This window comes from Mesorhizobium sp. LNHC252B00 (genome assembly GCF_000502955.1).
In the GTDB taxonomy this organism is placed as follows: domain Bacteria; phylum Pseudomonadota; class Alphaproteobacteria; order Rhizobiales; family Rhizobiaceae; genus Mesorhizobium.
On record NZ_AYWO01000030.1, the window covers coordinates 12,869 to 25,794 of the forward strand.

Genomic DNA, 12,926 nt, shown 5'->3' on the forward strand with positions numbered 1-12,926 from the left:
ATACTCAGCCCGCTGAATGCTATCCTTGCGCCACCGCGTTTTTCGGCGCGAGAGCGCGTGCGGAAACAACACAGGAACCCGATCCGTCCATCTTGTCGGCGGACGATAGAGAGATCGATGGGCAAGAAGATCAAGCAACGCACCGCGTCCCAGGCAGATCGTGAAAGGGCGATTGAAGCGAGCTTTTTCGCGCGCAGGTGCGGCCTCACCAAACACGAGGCACTCAAGATGCTCAGGGATGCTCGCATCAGGATGAACGGGGAAATCAAAGGGCGCTTCGGCGGTCGCAGATAGAGGTGCAATCGCTATTCGAAACGATCGTCGAGCATGATCTTCTTCACCTCCGACACACATTTTGGCGATCCGCGCATTCTGCGGCTCGACCGCCGTCCCTTCAGTTCGTTAGCAGCGCATGACCTGGCGTTGGCTGCTCTTTGGAACGAAACCGTTGGCCCGCATGATGAGGTCTGGCACCTCGGCGACTTTGCAAAGCATTCGCCCGCGACCGTGTCTTCCCTACTGTCTTCCCTCAACGGCCGCAAGCACCTGATCGTAGGCAACAACGATGGCGCAGCCACCATTGCTGCCGCAGCTTGGGCAAGTGTGAGCCACTATAAAGAGCTCACTGTTGACGGCTGCCTTTTTGTGCTTTGCCACTATCCCTTTCGCACCTGGAACCAGATCGGCAAGCGATCTATAAATCTGCACGGCCATTCGCACGGCCGCTTGAAGCCGATGACGCGCCAGTACGACGTCGGCGTCGACAGCTGGAATTTTCGTCCGGTCAATCTTGCTGCCATCAAAGCCAAGCGTCGTCGACCCTAGCGAAACTCACCGTTTGCGCCGGCAATATCTTCAGCAAACGGCTACCAATCGTCCGCGACTCCATCAAGGCAACCCCGATGGGGCCCTGAAAGGCGCTTCCGTACGCGAGATAAAAATTCGGCCGTCCTTTTCGGGGCACAGGGCTCATGGAGGGTCACCCGTTGGGCCAAGGTTTTCGGTCGAAACAGGGCGAGGCTTTGGTCATGCGTTACTCCTTCCGTGCTCCGACTGGCAGGCCGCGGTGGGGTTCTTCCTCCGAACCCGCATCAATCCTTGCGTGGTTGAGTGCTGGGTCGGAGATGGAGTGCTTTCCGATCCACGCCGAACAATTAGCATCGCCTTAACTAATGTAAATGCACCCGATCCGCCGCCGGGTTATGAACCTCCATCCGACCCGGAGGATTTCCTTCATGCCACTCGAATCGTTGATTGACCAATACATCTGTACTCGCAAACGGCAGGGCCTTTTGTCGACGCAGCTTGCCCTTAGAGCCCTGAAGGAGGTTGTTCCGTCACCTTCGGTTTGTGATGGCCATCTCGTGAACATGATCACCGAGCGCGCTGTTGCCGCCGGCCTAGTGATACACTTCGACCATTCAGGAGAGAACGTCGGCTAAGCGCTTTCTGCGGGCTTGGCGGTGGTCATACGGTGGCCAGCCACGGACGCCTGTCGGCCGGCTCGCGCTCTCCATCAGGTCGAAGGTGAGGGCGGGAAAAGCCAAATGCAGTTCTCGTAGCGACATCTCCGTTGAGCAACATAGAACGGCCGCCAGATATCGGGCCCGTGGCCGTCCAGCCCGCGGTAGGCCACGAGAAGCTGGGTCGCTAATGTTGCGTTCGCAAACAACAAAAGAGCGATGGCCGACGCGCCGTTACGCACCTGTGTGGTTCCAATTTTCCGGCCAATTGAAACCCCAGATCGCACAGCAGTTGGGAAGCGATAGGTGACTGAACCTTCAGCGGACCAAGCCTGGCGGACCGCGATCGCTAGACTGACCGAACACCCGCAGAGGTACAGCTTTCCGCCCTTGCGTGCGCATACCACGGGTGGAAGCAAGGTCACGAAGCCGATCAATGTCAGTCCGAACTCGAGCAGGCGGATATCGACCGCACGGTGCTGAAATTTGCTGGCGGCGTCGTTCAGCTGCTAGGAACGCACCAGCAATGGAACGAGCCCTTCATGGTTCTGGTCGAGATAGCAGACAATGCGGTCGCCGATGCGCTGGAACGTCAGGTCGACTCTCGCTTGGCCGACCGCCAGATGTCGGATCACGATATTGTCGATGCCTATTGGCAGGCGCGGAAATTCTACGCTGATTTCGCGCTTCCAGCCGTCAATACGAATGCCTAGACAGGCCTGTAGGATCATAAAGGCAGAGCCGGCCGACCACGCCTGCGGCAGGCAGGCAACCGGATAGGCCACCGGCGCATCGCTGGCGGCACGGGTGAAGCCGCAAAACAGCTCCGGCAGCCGCATATTGAAGCGGACAGCCGCCTCGAACATGCTGCTCATCAGCTTCACCACGCTGTCGCGCTCCTGATAACGGGCAAGGCCAGAGGCGCAAATCGCCGTGTCGTGGGGCCATATCGAGCCGTTGTGGTAAGACATCGGATTGAAGGGGATCTCGTCGGCGGCCAGCGTACGAACGCCCCAGCCGCTGTGAAAATGCCCCGACAGGAGCTGCGTCGCCATGGCCTGCGCCCTTTCCGCTGACGGCAACCCGACATAAAGCAGGTGACCGGCATTGGATGCGCGAACTGCGCATTGGCTGCCGTCGCCATCGATGGCCAAAGCATAAAAGTCGCGGTCCGGCATCCAGAAATGCGTCTCCACCGCCTTGCGAACCCTCTCTGCCATAGCCGTCCAGTGCGCCGCCTTGTCATCGTCGCCGCGTTTGGCCGCCAATGCCGCCATGCCCTTGTATGCTGCGAAGACGTAACCCTGCACTTCGACCAAAGCGACCGGTCCCTTGGGAATTGTGCCGTCGGCATGGAAGATTGCATCGGCGCTATCCTTCCATCCTTGGTTGAAGAGGCCGGTGTCTGCCGCCCTGCGGTACGTTACGAACCCCTCCCCGTTGCGGGCTCCGACGTCTTCCATCCATGCAGTGGCAGCTGCCAGTGAATCCCAGATCTTATCGACAAACTCCTCATCTCCGGTCCTATCGGCGTAGGCCGAAGCGAGATAGACATAGAGCGGAGTCGTGTCGACGCCACCATAGTATCGACCGAACGGCAGCTCGCGAAGCACGGCCATCTCGCCCTTGCGCGTTTCGTGCATGATCTTTCCTGGCTCCGCGTCTCCGAAGACGGAAGTCTCGGTCGATTGATAGCGGGCGAGAAACGCTAGCACGCCACGGGCAAGCTCGGGATTGAGCCAGAGCATCTGCAAAGCGGAGATGACTCCGTCGCGACCAAATGCCGTTGAAAACCACGGAATGCCAGCATAGGGATACGGTCCCGTCTCGAGGTCGGTCGTCAGCAGCGCGATGTCGGCACGCGTGCGGGTCAGCCAATCGTTGAAAACGCGGCCGGAACTGAAAACGGTCGCGCCCTGGCGGCGCTTCGACCGCATCGCAAATCGAGCTCGCGCAGCGGCTGCACGAAACCGATCACTGGACGGGACCTCTTCGCCGTGGCCGACCTCCAAATACAGTATCCTGTGGTCACGGCTCGGCACCAGAATGAGGAACTCGGCGTGATTTGGATGGAGCCGATCGGGTTTTATGGAAAACGCGATAACCGACTGACGCGCCACATTGTCGAGTCCTTCATACTTAAACGTGACACTTGACTCACCGATCAGCGCGTCATGGGCGCGACCGCGACGGCTCCGCGTGGTGCCGCGCACCTCGAACATATCCCGGAAGTCCGCGTCGAAGTCCAGCTGGACCGGCAACGAGATCTCGCGGGCGGAGTAGTTGGTAAACGTGATGCGCTCGAACATACGGTCCTGCCAGATGAAACGGGTCCGATCGATGTGGATGGCGCTCGCGGGAGCTTCACCGCCGTCTGGCCCGAGCGCGGCGAGATTGGTCAGATTGGCCGTGAACAGGATATTGTCTTGGGACAAGGAAACGCCAAGCAACGAGGGTATACGGCCGCCGATCCACAGCCGGAAGCGCGACAGCACACGCGTGTCATCTCGGAAGAGGCCGTCGCCAGTGCCTCGTATGTCACCATAGCCGTCGGCAACGATGAAGCAGTCCTCATGCTTCAGTGCGAACTGCCGCTGCGGCTCGCGTGGTGCGGATTCGTCGAGTGGCGGGATCGCGAGCGCTGGATCAAGCTTGTGTTCTTCGACTTCCGTTTTCATATCACCCCTCCTGCTGGTGAGACCAGGTGGTTTAGGCGCGTATCTATTCCGGCTGGTGCCGCTGGCGAAGCAGCCGAGTCAACAATGCCTCATTATCCAACTCGCATGCTCGCGGTTTGGACCGCAGAGAAGCCTCAACGGAATTATTGGCAAATAGTTGGGGCATAACTTTGACCCGAGTACGGGAGGAGTTCAGGACCCGGTTAGATACAGATGGCCACATCGGTATGTGCTCTACGCCTCTGCCTGATGGGCCAAACGTTCTCGTTTGCCCTCCATCAGCGACCGATATATCTCGACGTATTCGCCACACATCCGCTCGACCGAGAACCGCTGTTCAAAAGTCTGCCGCACCCGTGCACGATCGAGTGCACCTATGCGTCGGGTTGCGTCCACAGCTTCGTCAAGACCGTTTACTATCGATCCAGAGACGCCATTGTCGATGACCTCTGGAACAGCGCCGCGGTTGAAAGCGATCACGGGGGTACCACAGGCCATTGCCTCGATGGTCACCAGTCCAAAGGGTTCCGGCCAGTCTATCGGAAACAGAAGCGCTGTCGCATTCCCTAGAAACTCCGCTTTTTGCGCTTCGTTGATCTCGCCGAGAAACTCTACGTTCGAATTTCCAAGCACCAAGGGTTCAACGCTCTCCTCCCAAAATGATTTATCCACCTTGTCGACCTTGGCAGCAATCTTCAGCGGCATCCCGGCGCGAACCGCGATCTCTATTGCAGTTTGTGGTCCCTTTTCCGGCGAGATGCGGCCGAGAAACGCGAGATAGCCGGAGCCTTTGGCGCGGAAAGGGAGAACATCGCGAGGAAGCCCGTGATGGACCATTCCGACCCAATTGACCGGAGGCATAGGCCGTCGCTGATCCAAGGAGATCGAGACCAAGGGAATTTGACTGAAGGCTGTATAGAGGTCGGCCAGATCGGCCAAGTCAAGCCGGCCATGGAGAGTCGTTACGGTCTGCCGGGCAAAATCTCGGATAATCGGAAAATGAAGGACATCGACGTGGAAATGCAGCACGTCGAATTCATTGGCTCGTTCACGTACGCGTTCGAGCATCAGGATATGGTGGGGGATATGGTTCTGCACATTGGGATTGAAACGCAATGCAACGTCGCAACATGGCACCAGTTCAGCCGCAGTGCGTGAATCACCGCTGGCAAACAAGGTCACGTGGTGACCTTGTTTGATAAGCTCTTCGGTCAGGTATGAAACTATCCGCTCGGTCCCACCGTATAGCCGGGGTGGAACGGATTCGGTGAGGGGCGCAATCTGGGCTATCTTCATCTTTACACGTTGCGATTTGACATCCTGGAACCTGAAGTCGTTCCTGCGAACGAAACCGGCCGCGTGTGGCCCTTTTGATATCAGGCTCCTCGATGCCAACTCCCGAAAGGCTCATCTGTTCCTTTAGGATCAGCGCATCTTGGCGCTCCTAAAGAGTTCCTAGCCAAGGCTCACCGGGCCGGCGTGCCTGTCCAAAATGCGGGTATTTTTCAGAAGTCCAGCTGTCAGCACCCCCAGCACGACGGCGCAGGCTGACAAAGGCAAGGCCGGTCGTGACCAACTCCACCAGAGAAGCTTCGCCAACACGAAAAGAGGGCCCTCGCCCCAGTTCCTTTCGAGCTATCGGCAAGCGTTCGAAATTTTCTCGCCTAACGCATTTCGCGATTTGGCCTGACCTTCGCAACGAAAGCCCCTTGCCTACGTTCCCACTGATGCGAAGCTCCACCAGGAGGACCAGATGCCTAACGACAAAAGCAAGCGAGACTTGCATGATCGCGACCAGCTTTACGCGGAGGACGAGACCGAACTCCGGTATTTTGCCCAGCAGAATGGCGTAACGGCCGACCAGGTGCGCCAGCTGATCAAGAGCTTCGGCAATGATCGCGCTCACCTGATCCAAGCCGCAAGGGCGTTGCGAGGGCTCACACCCGCTGGAGCCGACGAGGTGACCAGAGAAGCCCGCCAGCAGATAACGCCTATGCATCTCGGCAACGATGACGAGCGATAGAAATTGGCGGGCGGTCCGGTTCAGCCGCCTTGGGTCCAATGCATTTCGAGGTGCGATTAGATTTTTGCTTGTGCGACCGCGCACCGCCTGCCGGATCTGCGTGTAGCGCTTCCTCGGGATCGTGCCCGTGAAAATGCACATCCGCGTCTGCCGGCGGATCACCGGTATTGCCGCATTTCTCTACGGCGGACACTGGGACAATCTGGACATCAGGGTCTTGTTTCAGAAGAAGCACTCAGGACAACACCTGCAATCTGGCGAGCTCGCTTTCGCGTTGAGCTCGCCATGATGTGAACTTTCCTGCCGTGAAAGTGGCCGCAGGCCGAGCCCGAGGAAGCTCAGCGCCGTCTCGCCGAGATCATGCCGGGTATGGAAATCGTCGCAGTCGCGATCAGGTGCGACATGAAGCCGGGAATGAGGTGCCGACGGATAATGCGGCTGCTGTGCCGCGGGCCACTAGTGGCCGCCATGTGCGATCTGTGCAGGCGTGACCACTCTCGACCTGCCTTGACGCTGTTGCTACCGCCCATGTCGGCGCACGACCCACCAAGTCCATCGTTCGCTCTCCCAGATCTCAGCTGCGAATTATCGCCGGCAGCCCAACCCGCTCGATCGCCGGTTGTTCCTGGAAGGAGGCTTGGCCGGTTTCCGCACGCCGGAACTTTGAAACGGCAATCAGGTTAGATGGGTTGACAGCAATGCTTTGAAAGGACTTCCGACAATGACCGACGCAGCACCTCTTCAGCGAAGCCCGGCACAGGCAAGGGGAGATATCGACGCCGGGCGCGAAGGCGACAAGACCCCCGGCTTCGACCCGGCTACCGCCCCCGTGGAGACTGACGCTGAATCCGCCGGCAACGCTCCGGTGAGAGCCCCGGCTCCGCCGCGTGACACGCCGAAGTTTACCAACGAGGCGGGCTATGCCAACGCGATGCGCCCGCTGAACGGCCAGCCCCACATCCAGCCACGCAGATATGGCCGGTCCTGGTGATTGCCGCGATCGTGGCGCTGGCCGTTATAGTCTTCATCGGTGCAGCAATGCTGCGTTGAACCCATCGATCGAGCTTCGCGACTCAGCAGTGGCTGGACATTTTTGTTCCTGGTCCAGAAACCTGACGTCGCCCGGGTTCAGGCGCGGACATGCGATGCCCATTGACCATGCATCACCAATTCTTTGCCCGAGACGCCGTCATCGTCGCACGCGATATGATCGGCGCCACGCTGTATTTGCACGGCGTTGGCGGCATCGTCGTCGAGACCGAGGCCTATCGCGCCGATGATCCGGCTTCGCACGCCTTCCGTGGCAGGACCGTGCGCAATGGCGCGATGTTCGGCGCGCCAGGCAGCGCGTACGTCTATCGCTCCTACGGCCTGCATTGGTGCCTGAATGCCGTGTGCCTGCCCGGCGGTGCCGTGCTTGTCCGCGCCATCGAACCGCGATCTGGGCTGGATGCGATGCGCGCCAATCGCGGCGTTGACGATCCCCGGCTGCTTTGTTCGGGGCCGGGGCGCCTTTGCCAGGCGCTGGCAATCGACAAATCGCATGATGGGCTGCCATTGGACGAGCCGCCATTCGAGTTCATGGCGCCGCTCGAACCCAGCGCCATCTTGACTGGCCGCAGGATCGGCATTTCCAAGGCTGTCGACGCGCAGTGGCGGTTCGGACTGCGCGGCTCGGGTTATTTGAGTCGCGAATTTTGATGCTGCGCACTACAACGGTATCGGTGTATGTCCCAGGCGCGGGTGTTATCTGCGCGGGCGCGCGGGCATAGACCGTATATGCCTGGTCCATCCCGGTGCCGGTGCCGCTGGCAGTGTCGGTACCGATTGTGTTCCCCAAACCGTCGTCATGCCAACGTCGCTGTATAGCGAATAGCTCACAGGCTTGGTGCCGCTCGTCATCTTTCGGTTGGCGACCGTGGCGGCCGTACGACGAAGATTAGCGATTGAACCACGAGGCATCCAACAGGCGGCATTCGGGGATCACAACCGGGCTGTGATCGCCCGGTGGCCTATAGCAGCCGGCGCCGAGGGCGTTACCAAGTTCGTCCTCGGTTCCATCGGCCGAGGAGTTTCGCCGAAATGGCCGCAAGCGTTCCTAGACTTATTTTCCATCCCAGCGCTCATCCGACATTTAGCGAAACCGGAGCACATCAACCCGAGTGGTCACTCTTGAGCCTGTTCGTGCGATCCATCCTGCGGCCGGAACAATCCTCGTCGCTCGTGGTTTGGATGCCACCAAACAAGGAGACCTCTGATGTCTGAATCGCGCGAATGGATGATCCAGTGGCTGAGAGATGCCCACGCCATGGAAGAGCAGGCGGAGACGATGCTGTCTGGACAGTTGAGCCGCATCGAGACCTATCCGGAGCTGAGGGAGCGCATCCGCCTTCATCTCGAAGAAACAAGGCAACAGGCTTCCCGGCTGAAGACCTGCCTCGACCGTATCGATGAAGGATCGTTCACCGTGAAGGACGCGGGCGGCAAGCTCATGGCGCTCGCCCAATCCATCAGCGGCGTGTTCGCCGGCGATGAGGTGATGAAGGGCTCCCTCGCCAGCTACACTTTCGAGCACATGGAAATCGCCTCCTATACAATCCTAATCGCGGCGGCCAACGCCGAGGGCGAGACCGAAATCGTGCAGGCCTGCGAGCAGAACCTCCGCGAAGAGGAGGCAATGGCGGAGTGGCTGAAAAGCCGTCTTGGCCAAACAACCCAGACGTTCCTGACGCGGGCGGCCGCCGACAGCGACAGCGCCAAGCGGTGATGGCCGGGTTGGTTAGCACGAGAAAGGCGACCCGCTCCCGACAGCCGGGACACTGTCGTCCAGGCTGCTCTTCCGTAGTTCTGGAGTTCCGGCGCCGAATTCTCGCCTAGTCGACCGCCGCGTGCTCCTCAAGCCGTCGCTGATACGCAATACCTACCGCAGCCGCGATGGCTAAACCCGCGGCACCAAGAAGCAGCTTGTCTCGCGTCTCCTGATCGCTCAGTGCGCCCTGGACAGCAGATGACGCTTGACCGGCCGCAGCGGCTGCCCCCTCGGCGGCCTCGCTGCCGGCCTGCCGCAATTCGTCGACCAGATTCGGCGTCTTGGCGCCCAAATTCCGCACCTTCTCTTTTACGGCGCCAGCCGCTTCCTCCGCATGTTCCTTCACTGTTTCGGCCGTCTTGGCGCTCATTTCGCCGACCTTCTCTGCCAGCTCGACAGATTGCTCCTTCAAGCGCTCTCTGGCGAAAGCGAGAGGATCGACCTGCCCGTCCAAGCCCGGCTGAATTGAAGGCGTACGCAACAGGCTGAATAGTCCTGCTCCGATCAACGCGGTCGCGATTGGCGGACGGTGAAGGAACCGCCACGCGAGACCAGCCCCAATTACCAATGCGGCGCCAGGATTCGTGGCAGCCTTTGCCTTGAGATCGTCGATGATCTCCAGCGCCGTCGACTGCGCGGTCGATCTTGCTTTCGCGACCAGCGCATCCTTGGCCTCGAGCGCCTCTTGCTTCAGTTCGTCAGTAAACTCGGACACCGTATTTGGCGAGCGCAGCGTCGACAAATCTTCCGCGAGCCTTGCGCGGGCTGCCTCAACGTCGTGTTCGAGTTGGCGGAGATTTGCCTCGCCCATCACGAGCCTCGCTTTCCGCTGGACTGGCCGGATTTGCCGGACCGGGAAGCACCCGGCCGTTGTGACTGATCCGAATTGGCCGATTTATCTGTCGACCGGCCCATGCTACCCGGGGCCGATTGGCCGCGCGATATGCCCGAGGTCGCGGACGGCGACTCAGCCGACCCGGCTTGCTGTTCGCCCGACAAGGTGCTGCCGAACTCGCCAGCCACTTCGCTCACGACATCCTTGAGGCCATCAGCATTAAGGCCGCGCTCCTCGGCAGCGGTCCTGAGCCTTTCGCGCGCCTTCACCGTCGACTCCTTCAACCGTTCGCCGACTTTCTCGGCGCTGTCCGTCAACTGCTCTCCAGCTGGGCCGAGTGTCCGCTTTTCAAAATCCGTGGGGCGGATGGCTGCAGCGACAGCTGCCCCTGTGGCGAGGCCGAGCAGCGCCAGCGTCAGTGGCTGCTCTTCGACTACGCGGTTCACCGTCTCTTGGAAAGTTGATTGGGCCCGTCGCGCGACCCGCTCCGATGTCTCAGTGACGTTGCGTCGCGCCTCGTCGACGTATTCCGACGCGAACGAAGTGTAAGCGCTGGCCGTGGCCGCGACCTTGCCGCCGAGGTCCGAGGCATGCTCCCGTGCATTGTCTGCCGTCTCCGAAGCGTCCTCCGTGCTTTTCGACCGGCGCCCCTGGCCGGCGGTGTTCGAGGACGTTGGGTGAACGCTTCGCTGGCCCTTACTTCCGCGGGTTTCATCAGCGTGATCAAAGCCGCCGCTGGCCCATGCCCCCCTGCGGCGCATCAACAGCGCGCAGCCGGCTGCAACGAGAAGAAGGCCTTCCGGATTGTTTTTGGCGGCTCCGATGAGCCATTCCGCCGTTCCGATGTTGGGCATATGCGCTTCGCGGCTCATGTTAGATGCTCCTTGGTTATCGATATATCCTGTTTGATCTGATGGATTGAGCGCGTGGGCGTCATCTCCTTTTGCGCATCCATGCGGCCCTTGTAGTAGGCGAGTGCTCCAGCTGCGGCCACGACGCCGGCAACGATCAGGCAGGACCAGTGCATTACGATCCCAAAGCTAGCTATCCAGAAGACGAGGGCTTGCACTGTCAGCAATGCAGCGATCAGCCCAAGCACCCCGGCAGCGGACATCCAAATGCCGGCCCGAAGCTTGGCAAAAACGTTTTCAGACAGCTCCGCCCGGGCCAGCCGCAGCTCCTTTTGCACGAGGTCGGCAAGATCCGCCGCGGCGTCGGATAGTGCTCGTGGGAGCGTGGAATTCTTGAGCTGATCATGTGCCATTAAATTCGCTCGCTGCTTGCCGGTTGCGCCCGCGCACGGACTCATTGGAGCGTGACGACGCCGGCGGCGCGCTCTTCAGCGTCCGAAATGTCAAAAACCCCGCAAGGGCAGCAAGCCCAAAAACCAATCCGGGCTGGCGCCTAGTCAAATCGGAGGCGGCGCGGACCAGCTGATCGACCGACTGGTCCCGCAGATCGTCTGCGTAACCATCGATCCTGTTCGCAAACGTACGAACCACACCGGCGACTAAGGGCGCGCTTTCGTCGAGGTCCTCGGCTGCGCGTTTCGTCGAACTCGCGAGCTGGCCCATCACCTCGGCACTGCTGCCGACCTGACGGTCGAGCATTTCCTTCACCTGGTTGGTAACTGTTGACGCACTATCCGAGGCCGCCTCCTTGGCCGTATCAACTGCTTGTTGAGCCATGTCGGAGGCTTTCGAGAACGCGTCGCTCACGGTTGCCCCAATGTCCTTGTTTGCAATGTCCTCATCAGGTGTTTTGGTCGCGGATTCTCGTTCCTTGTTTTGTCTGTTCATGGTTTCCTCCATTGACAGGCAAAACTGCGGCAAAACCTTTTAGTTCCGTGGAGCTGCTCAAAGAAGCTACCCTTGCGCGCGGATACGTCTCAGCACAGTCCAAAGTGCTTCCACGAAAGTGGCTTCCCGGCTGTTTCATAGGAGCCAACCATCACTGGTCTCGCCTCGCGAAGCTATCGGCAGCGATCCTTGCGGCAGCCCGGACCAAGGAGCGGTATTTCGCCGTCCAGTCATGCCCCCGGCGGTAGGGTCTCAGTTTGGGTTTCGGCTGTGGTTGGAAGCGGACTGCTGAGACCGGACCTAGCGGCTTGCCCCGCCACCCGGGCTATCACGGGGTGGCGGGCCTCCGACTCCCCCCGTGGTGTGGACGCGCCGTGACGACTATCCCTAGGTAGTTGCCCGCAATGCGTGTATCGACTGCACATTCGCCGCGGAGGTGCGTAGTCTGCGCCGTTGAACGGACACCGATAGGCCCGACAAGTACGCTGGATATTCGTGGAGCCGGCTTTCCGTGCCACCACGCGACGGCAGGGTGGATAAAAGTCGGCGTTCCTTTCAATTTGCCATTCAGAGGCAGACCTGCCGCAGTGGGTCTCGCGGTGAAGCGGTCTCCCGACTCGAACCCCCGATGGCGAGCGAACGTTTCCGACGATCACGTTTGTCCCACAGCGTGACCGGGCGTCCCAATCTCTTTCATAAGCACGCGCAATTCGGCAGTAAGACNGACCTGCCGCAGTGGGTCTCGCGGTGAAGCGGTCTCCCGACTCGAACCCCCGATGGCGAGCGAACGTTTCCGATGATCACGTTTGTCCCACAGCGTGACCGGGCGTCCCAATCTCTTTCATAAGCACGCGCAATTCGGCAGTAAGACAGAAAGTTCGAAGAGCTTCCAAGAACCAAGAACCCCTAGGCAAACCGAACGCGGCGGCGGACAATGAAGGTCACGGATATCTCGGCGGACATCCGCGTTGGCNAGAACCCCTAGGCAAACCGAACGCGGCGGCGGACAATGAAGGTCACGGATATCTCGGCGGACATCCGCGTTGGAGCGGTCAATATCGTCGGCAGAAGAGCGTCCGAAAAGGGCTATCGGCGGCTCCGTCGGGGGAACGAAAAAAGAAGGGAAGCAGAACGTGTGCGATTTTTGCACACAACACCTCGTAACTATCGGATTTTATTCAACTATCCGCCCCGTCCATCATCGGAGCGACTGCAGGGTCGGATGCGTGAGATGGTGAATGTGATTTCAGCCGCGACGGAGCTCACCGGCGACGTCAACAAGGCGATCTACTGGTATCGCAATGAACCGATCNTGTGAT

General features: G+C 59.9%; 13 protein-coding genes and 3 pseudogenes. 8 read left to right on the plus strand and 8 right to left on the minus strand.

Features of this window, described 5'->3' with window-relative positions; all coding sequences use genetic code 11:
• Positions 1–117: 117 nt before the first annotated feature.
• Together X744_RS1000000174610 and X744_RS144545 are read left to right on the plus strand one after the other, a co-directional pair.
• A complete protein-coding gene (locus tag X744_RS1000000174610) occupies positions 118–294 on the plus strand; it encodes a hypothetical protein (protein ID WP_023761985.1) in 177 nt (58 codons plus the stop codon).
• 33 nt (positions 295–327) lie between these two features.
• The gene (locus X744_RS144545) at positions 328–825 is read left to right on the plus strand and encodes a metallophosphoesterase family protein (RefSeq protein ID WP_023761986.1); all 498 of its coding nucleotides are present in this window, start codon (positions 328–330) and stop codon (positions 823–825) included.
• A 1,147-nt stretch (positions 826–1,972) separates the two neighbouring features.
• Here the strand turns inward: X744_RS144545 and X744_RS144540 are convergent.
• The gene (locus tag X744_RS144540) at positions 1,973–4,141 is read right to left on the minus strand and encodes an amylo-alpha-1,6-glucosidase (RefSeq protein ID WP_023761988.1); all 2,169 of its coding nucleotides are present in this window, start codon (positions 4,139–4,141) and stop codon (positions 1,973–1,975) included.
• Positions 4,142–4,375: 234 nt separating this feature from the next.
• Entirely contained in the window at positions 4,376–5,437 is a 1,062-nt protein-coding gene (locus X744_RS0138155) for a glycosyltransferase family 4 protein (RefSeq protein ID WP_031260979.1), read from the minus strand.
• 457 nt (positions 5,438–5,894) lie between these two features.
• On the opposite strand from X744_RS0138155, the gene X744_RS0138160 reads away from it, so the two are divergent.
• Together X744_RS0138160 and X744_RS1000000174615 are read left to right on the plus strand one after the other, a co-directional pair.
• Positions 5,895–6,164 (plus strand): DUF3606 domain-containing protein, encoded by a 270-nt coding sequence (locus tag X744_RS0138160; RefSeq protein WP_023761991.1) that lies wholly within the window; start codon positions 5,895–5,897, stop codon positions 6,162–6,164.
• Between the two features lie 127 nt (positions 6,165–6,291).
• On the plus strand, positions 6,292–6,453 hold the full coding sequence (locus tag X744_RS1000000174615) for a hypothetical protein (protein WP_198032274.1): 162 nt from the start codon (positions 6,292–6,294) through the stop codon (positions 6,451–6,453).
• Between the two features lie 23 nt (positions 6,454–6,476).
• Here X744_RS1000000174615 and X744_RS1000000174035 read toward each other — a convergent pair.
• Positions 6,477–6,607 (minus strand): annotated as a pseudogene (locus X744_RS1000000174035) (ABC transporter permease); the annotation flags it as partial.
• Positions 6,608–6,885: 278 nt separating this feature from the next.
• Here X744_RS1000000174035 and X744_RS05145 point away from each other — a divergent pair.
• Both X744_RS05145 and X744_RS144535 read left to right on the plus strand, forming a co-directional pair.
• Positions 6,886–7,214 (plus strand): annotated as a pseudogene (locus tag X744_RS05145) (hypothetical protein).
• 108 nt (positions 7,215–7,322) lie between these two features.
• Positions 7,323–7,865, plus strand: a complete 543-nt coding sequence (locus tag X744_RS144535) for a DNA-3-methyladenine glycosylase (RefSeq protein WP_023761994.1) — start codon at positions 7,323–7,325, stop codon at positions 7,863–7,865.
• A 159-nt stretch (positions 7,866–8,024) separates the two neighbouring features.
• On the opposite strand, the pseudogene X744_RS1000000176315 reads toward X744_RS144535, so the two are convergent.
• Positions 8,025–8,126 (minus strand): annotated as a pseudogene (locus tag X744_RS1000000176315) (hypothetical protein); the annotation flags it as partial.
• Between the two features lie 295 nt (positions 8,127–8,421).
• Between X744_RS1000000176315 and X744_RS144530 the strand changes: the two are divergent.
• Positions 8,422–8,931, plus strand: a complete 510-nt coding sequence (locus tag X744_RS144530) for a DUF892 family protein (protein WP_023761995.1) — start codon at positions 8,422–8,424, stop codon at positions 8,929–8,931.
• A 106-nt stretch (positions 8,932–9,037) separates the two neighbouring features.
• Here X744_RS144530 and X744_RS144525 read toward each other — a convergent pair whose 3' ends face one another.
• From X744_RS144525 to X744_RS144510, 4 genes are read right to left on the minus strand one after another with little or no spacing between them, the layout of a single operon-like run.
• On the minus strand, positions 9,038–9,784 hold the full coding sequence (locus tag X744_RS144525; RefSeq protein ID WP_023761996.1) for a hypothetical protein: 747 nt from the start codon (positions 9,782–9,784) through the stop codon (positions 9,038–9,040).
• On the minus strand, positions 9,784–10,680 hold the full coding sequence (locus X744_RS144520; protein WP_023761997.1) for a hypothetical protein: 897 nt from the start codon (positions 10,678–10,680) through the stop codon (positions 9,784–9,786). Before X744_RS144520 ends, X744_RS144525 begins: the two co-directional genes overlap by 1 nt.
• Positions 10,677–11,072 carry a phage holin family protein gene (locus X744_RS144515; protein WP_023761998.1) on the minus strand — a complete coding sequence of 132 codons (396 nt, stop codon included), beginning with the start codon at positions 11,070–11,072 and terminating at the stop codon, positions 10,677–10,679. Before X744_RS144515 ends, X744_RS144520 begins: the two co-directional genes overlap by 4 nt.
• Positions 11,062–11,607: a hypothetical protein gene (locus tag X744_RS144510; protein WP_031260981.1), complete on the minus strand. Its 546-nt coding sequence runs from the start codon at positions 11,605–11,607 to the stop codon at positions 11,062–11,064. The genes X744_RS144515 and X744_RS144510 overlap by 11 nt, the downstream gene beginning before the upstream one ends.
• Positions 11,608–12,616: 1,009 nt before the next feature.
• Here X744_RS144510 and X744_RS1000000175485 point away from each other — a divergent pair.
• Positions 12,617–12,925, plus strand: coding sequence for a hypothetical protein (locus X744_RS1000000175485; protein WP_156938614.1), 309 nt, complete (start codon positions 12,617–12,619; stop codon positions 12,923–12,925).
• Position 12,926 lies beyond the last annotated feature (1 nt).